Raw genomic sequence first — 5,093 nt, forward strand, 5'->3', positions numbered from 1 at the left:
CCCTCCGGTCGCCCCCGCGGCTGCCCCCGGGGAAGCCCCTCACCTGCTGTGGTACTCCTCCCCCGCCGACGAGTGGCTGCGCGCCCTGCCGATCGGCAACGGCCGACTCGGGGCGATGGTCCACGGCGGCACCGAGGAGGAGGAACTCCAGCTCAACGAGGACACCCTGTGGGCCGGCGGTCCGCACGTCTTCGACAATCCGCGGGCGGCGACCGCCCTCCCGGAGGTCCGGCGCCTGGTACTGGCCGGGGAGTGGGACGCGGCCCAACGGATCGTGGACGAGGACGTGATGGGGGTACCGGTTCGGCAACCCCCCTACCAGACCGCCGGTGGTCTTCGCCTGTCCCTCCCCGACACCGGCCCGGTGACTGAGTACCACCGCTCGCTCGATCCCCGCACCGGCCTGCACACCGTGACGTACACGCGCGGCGGGGTGCGGTACCACCGGGAGGCCTTCGCCTCGGCCCCGGACGGGGTGATCGTGGTGCGGCTGACCGCTGATCGTCCCGGCGCGATCTCCCTGACCGCCCGTGCCGACGGACCCCTCACCACCGGCACCTCCTCCCCCTCCCCCGACACCATCGCCCTGGACGGCCGGGGCGGGGACTTCGAGGGGGTACCGGGCCGGGTGCGGTTCCGGGTGCTGGCGCGGGCGCTGGCCGAGGGCGGCTCGGTGGAGTCCGCCGACGGGGTGCTGCGGGTCACCGACGCGGACGCCGTGACCCTCCTGGTCACCGTGCGGACGGGGTATCGCTCCTGGCGGGACGCGGACGGGGACCCGACGACGGCCGCAGAGGAGGACCTGCGGGCGGCCGCGCGGCACTCTCCGACCGAACTGCGGGAGCGGCACGTGTCCGACCACACCGCCCTCTTCGGCCGGGTGGTGCTGGACCTGCCGGTGACCCCGGCCGGCCTGCGACCGACCGACGAGCGGGTGGCGCGGTTCACCGAGGGGAACGACCCCCAACTGGCGGCGCTGTACTTCGACTACGGTCGGTACCTGCTGATCGCCTGCTCACGACCCGGCTGCCAACCCGCCAACCTCCAGGGGCTGTGGAACGACCTGACGGACCCCCCGTGGGGCTGCAAGTACACCATCAACATCAACACCGAGATGAACTACTGGCCGGCCGGACCGGCCAACCTGGCGGAATGCTGGGAGCCGTTGTTCGACCTGCTGGCCGATCTGGCGGTGACCGGCGCCCGCACGGCCCGGGAGACCTACGGGGCGCGCGGTTGGGTGGCGCACCACAACGTCGACGCCTGGCGGGGCACCGCCCCCGCGGACGGCGCCTTCTGGGGCATGTGGCCCACCGGAGGGGCGTGGTTGGCGCTCTCCATCCGGGAACACCACCGCTTCACCGGGGACACCGAAGCCCTGCGCCGACGCTTCCCCGTGCTCGCCGGCGCGGCCCGTTTCTTCCTCGACTCCCTGGTCACCGACCCGGCGACCGGTGAGTTGGTGACCTGCCCCTCGATCTCGCCGGAGAACGCCCACCACCCCGGCCCCGGTGGCTCGCTGTGCGCGGGGCCCACCATGGACAACCAGATCCTCGCCGACCTCTTCGACGCGGTCGTGGAGTGCGGGGAGTTGCTGGGGGAGGAGCCGGAACTGCGAGCCGAGGCCGCGGCGGCGCGGGAGCGCCTGGCCCCGATGCGGGTGGGTTCCGACGGGCGCCTGCGGGAGTGGCGGGAGGACTGGGACGCGATCGCCCCCGAGCAGGACCACCGTCACGTCTCGCACCTGTACGGCCTCCACCCGGGGGCCCGGATCACCCGCCGGACCCCCGGGTTGCTGGCCGCCGCGCGGCGCACCCTGGAGGGACGCGGTGATGCCGGCACCGGCTGGTCCCTGGCCTGGAAGATCAACTTCTGGGCCCGCCTGGGCGAGGGGGCACGTTCCTGGAAGTTGTTGGGTGACCAACTCACCCCCGAACGCACCGCGCCCAACCTGTTCGATCTGCACCCGCCGTTCCAGATCGACGGCAACTTCGGGGCGGTGGCGGGTATCACCGAGTGGTTGGTGCAGTCCCACGGGGGCGAGGTGCACCTGCTGCCGGCGCTGCCGCCCGCACTGTCCTCGGGACGGGTGCGCGGACTGGTGGCCCGCGGCGGTGTCGAGGTGTCACTGGAGTGGGAAGCCGGGCGCCTGGTGCGGGCCCGGCTCCTCTCCCGGCTCGGCGGTACCCTGCGGATCCGCTGGGCCGGCCCCCTGGTGGCGGCCCCCGCCGCCGGGGAGGGGGACCGGCTCCCCGCGCCGACCGCGAACGCCCGGACCGGTGCGCCGGAGGAGGACGGCACGGTGGTGACGGTGTTGGAGACCGGGGCGGGTGAGGTGATCCACCTGCGGCCGGCCGAATGATTCCCGCCCCGTCCCCGGACGCCGGGCGCCGGGGCGACCGTTCCGTGACGTGTGTCCGTTACGGTGGCGGGAATATGCACGACACGACGGGTGGGAACGGTCCGCGATCGGCGGGGCCCGCGCCCGACGGCCCCGGAACCGGGGGATCGCCCCGGGCGTTCAACCGGTGACGGTGCCACACACCGGAGCTGACGGGAGGCAGGCCATGGGGACGGAACCGCACGGTGAGGAGCGGGGCCGCCGGGACGAGTGGGACGAGCTGGTCCTCGACGAGAGCTTCGTCAGGGATGCCAGGGTGAACGAACCCACGGCCCGAACCCGCATGCTCTCCGAGCGCTGGAAGAACAACGCCCCCGACCCCCAGCCGTGGCGTTCCGACGAGCCGCCGGCCGGTTGGATCCACAGCACGGCGCCGGGTCGGGGGAAGAAGAGGAAAGAGCGCGCCCCGCGCAAGCCCCGGCGCGGCATCACCGGCTGGTTCCGGCGCCGCCGGAAGGACGAGGGGAACGGTCCGGACGCCGGGGAGTGACGCGATGCGTCCCCGCCGGACGGGACCCCCGTCCGGCGGGGACGAGAGCCCGGCACGGGCCCGGAGCCGATCCGTCGGGGAACACCTCCGTCGGGGACCGGTCGTCCGGACCCCGACGGCTCACCGGGGCCCGGGCGGCGGGACGATCGCCGCCCGGGCCCCGGTGTCCCCGGCCGGTCGGGGAGATGTCAGCCGGCGGCCCCGAGCAGGTGGTCCATCGCCAGCTGGTCGAGCTGCTCGAAGGCCATCCCCCGCCGGGCCGCGGCGTCCGGGTCGAACTCCTCGAACGCCGAGCGGTCGGCGAGCAGCGCCGAGGCGGTCTCGCCCTCGTTCAGGGTGGGACGGGCCAGTTCGTCCAGGCGCGAGGCGGCCAGGGCCTCGGCGGTGCGCGGGTCGGCGCGGAAGGCGGCGGCCCGCTCCTTGAGGATCAGGTAGTTGCGCATGCCACCGGCGGCCGAGGCCCAGACGCCGTCCATGTCCTCGGTGCGCGGGGGCTTGAAGTCGAAGTGGCGGGGACCGTCGTAGCCGGCCGACTCCAGCAGGTCCACCAGCCAGAAGGCCGAGCGCAGGTCACCGGCACCGAACCGCAGGTCCTGGTCGTACTTGATGCCGTTCTGACCGTTGAGGTCGATGTGGAACAGCTTGCCGGCCCACAACGCCTGCGCGATGCCGTGCGGGAAGTTGAGCCCGGCCATCTGCTCGTGGCCCACCTCGGGGTTGACGCCGAACAGTTCGGGACGCTCCAGCCGCTCGATGAAGGCCAGGGCGTGGCCGACGGTCGGCAGGAGGATGTCACCGCGCGGCTCGTTGGGCTTGGGCTCCAGCGCGAAGCGCAGGTCGTAGCCCTGCTCGGTGACGTAGTCGGCGAACAGGTCGAAGGCCTCCTTGAGGCGGTCCAGCGCGACCCGCACGTCCTTGGCCGCGCCGGACTCGGCACCCTCCCGGCCGCCCCACGCCACATAGGTGCTCGCGCCCAACTCGGCCGCGAGGTCGATGTTGCGCAGGGTCTTGCGCAGGGCGTAACGCCGCACGTCGCGGTCGTTGGCGGTGAAGGCGCCGTCCTTGAAGACGGGGTGGGTGAAGAGGTTGGTGGTCGCCATCGGCACCACCATGCCGGTGGAGTCCAACGCCTGACGGAAGCGCTTGATCCGCGCCTCGCGCTCGGCGGTGGGGGCCCCGAAGGGGATGAGGTCGTCGTCGTGGAAGGTGACGCCCCAGGCTCCGAGTTCGGCCAGGCGCTCCACGCTCTCGACCGGGTCGAGCTCGGCGCGGGTGGCGTCCCCGAAGGGGTCGCGCCCCGTCCAGCCGACGGTCCACAGGCCGAAGCTGAACTTGTCCGCGGGGGTGGGCTGGTACGACATGACGGCTCCTCGCTGGTGCGGGCGGTGCGGGGCGGCCCCGGCCGACCGGGTCGGGACGCGCGGACGAGGACGAACGGAACGGCGCTCCGGCTATTTCGTCATCGCTGTTTACAAATTAGTATGCGGGAGGCCGTGACGGAAGACCCGCAACGTTCGGAGCCGCTGTGGCGCCGGCTTCCGCCCCGTCTGAGAGGACGAGTTCATGACCACCGCACCCGAGGGTCCCGTCGTCATCGGCGTGGACAGCTCCACCCAGTCCACGAAGGTGCTCGCCGTGGACTCCACGACCGGAGAGGTGCTGGCCCGCGGTCGGGCCGCCCACATCGTGACCGCCGAACGGGACAGCGACCCCGAGCAGTGGTGGGGCGCCCTGGTCGAGGCCCTGGAGGCATGTGGTCCGGTCGTCGCACGGGCCGCGGCCATCGCCGTCGCCGGACAGCAGCACGGACTGGTCACCCTGGACGCCGACGGCCGGCCCGTGCGCAACGCCCTGCTGTGGAACGACACCCGCTCGGCGCCCCAGCGCGACCGCCTGGTGAGGGAACTGGGCGGCCCGGCCGCGTGGGCGGAGCGCACCGGCAGCGTCCCCGCCGCGTCCTTCACCGTCACCAAGTGGGCCTGGCTGCGCGAGCACGAGCCCGAGCACGCCGCCGCCACCCGCGCCGTCCGACTCCCCCACGACTACCTCACCGGTCGGCTCGCCGGGCACGGTCTCACCGAGGGCACCACCGACCGGGGCGACGCCTCGGGGACCGGCTGGTGGTCCTCCGCCACCGGCGACTGGGACACCGAGCTCGCCGCCCTCTCCGACCTGGACCCCGCCCTCCTGCCCCGGCTGGTC

The 5,093-nt window shown here is 73.5% G+C and carries 4 protein-coding genes; 3 read left to right on the forward strand and 1 reads right to left on the reverse strand.

What is annotated here, in order from left to right; genetic code table 11:
* Positions 1 to 2,362: glycoside hydrolase family 95 protein (locus tag FNQ90_RS12185; protein WP_407699351.1), on the forward strand; the 2,362-nt coding region annotated here is incomplete at its 5' end.
* Positions 2,363 to 2,567: 205 nt separating this feature from the next.
* Positions 2,568 to 2,891, forward strand: coding sequence for an SGM_3592 family protein (locus tag FNQ90_RS28455; protein ID WP_143621177.1), 324 nt, complete (start codon positions 2,568 to 2,570; stop codon positions 2,889 to 2,891).
* A gap of 188 nt (positions 2,892 to 3,079) precedes the next feature.
* Here FNQ90_RS28455 and xylA read toward each other — a convergent pair whose 3' ends face one another.
* Entirely contained in the window at positions 3,080 to 4,252 is a 1,173-nt protein-coding gene (xylA, locus tag FNQ90_RS12195; RefSeq protein WP_143621174.1) for a xylose isomerase, read from the reverse strand.
* Between the two features lie 202 nt (positions 4,253 to 4,454).
* On the opposite strand from xylA, the gene FNQ90_RS12200 reads away from it, so the two are divergent.
* The coding region (locus tag FNQ90_RS12200; RefSeq protein ID WP_267133044.1) for an FGGY family carbohydrate kinase at positions 4,455 to 5,093 on the forward strand (639 nt) is incomplete at its 3' end.

Origin of the sequence: Streptomyces alkaliphilus, assembly GCF_014141535.1 — a bacterium.
GTDB classification, from domain to species: Bacteria; Actinomycetota; Actinomycetes; order Streptomycetales; family Streptomycetaceae; genus Streptomyces; species Streptomyces alkaliphilus.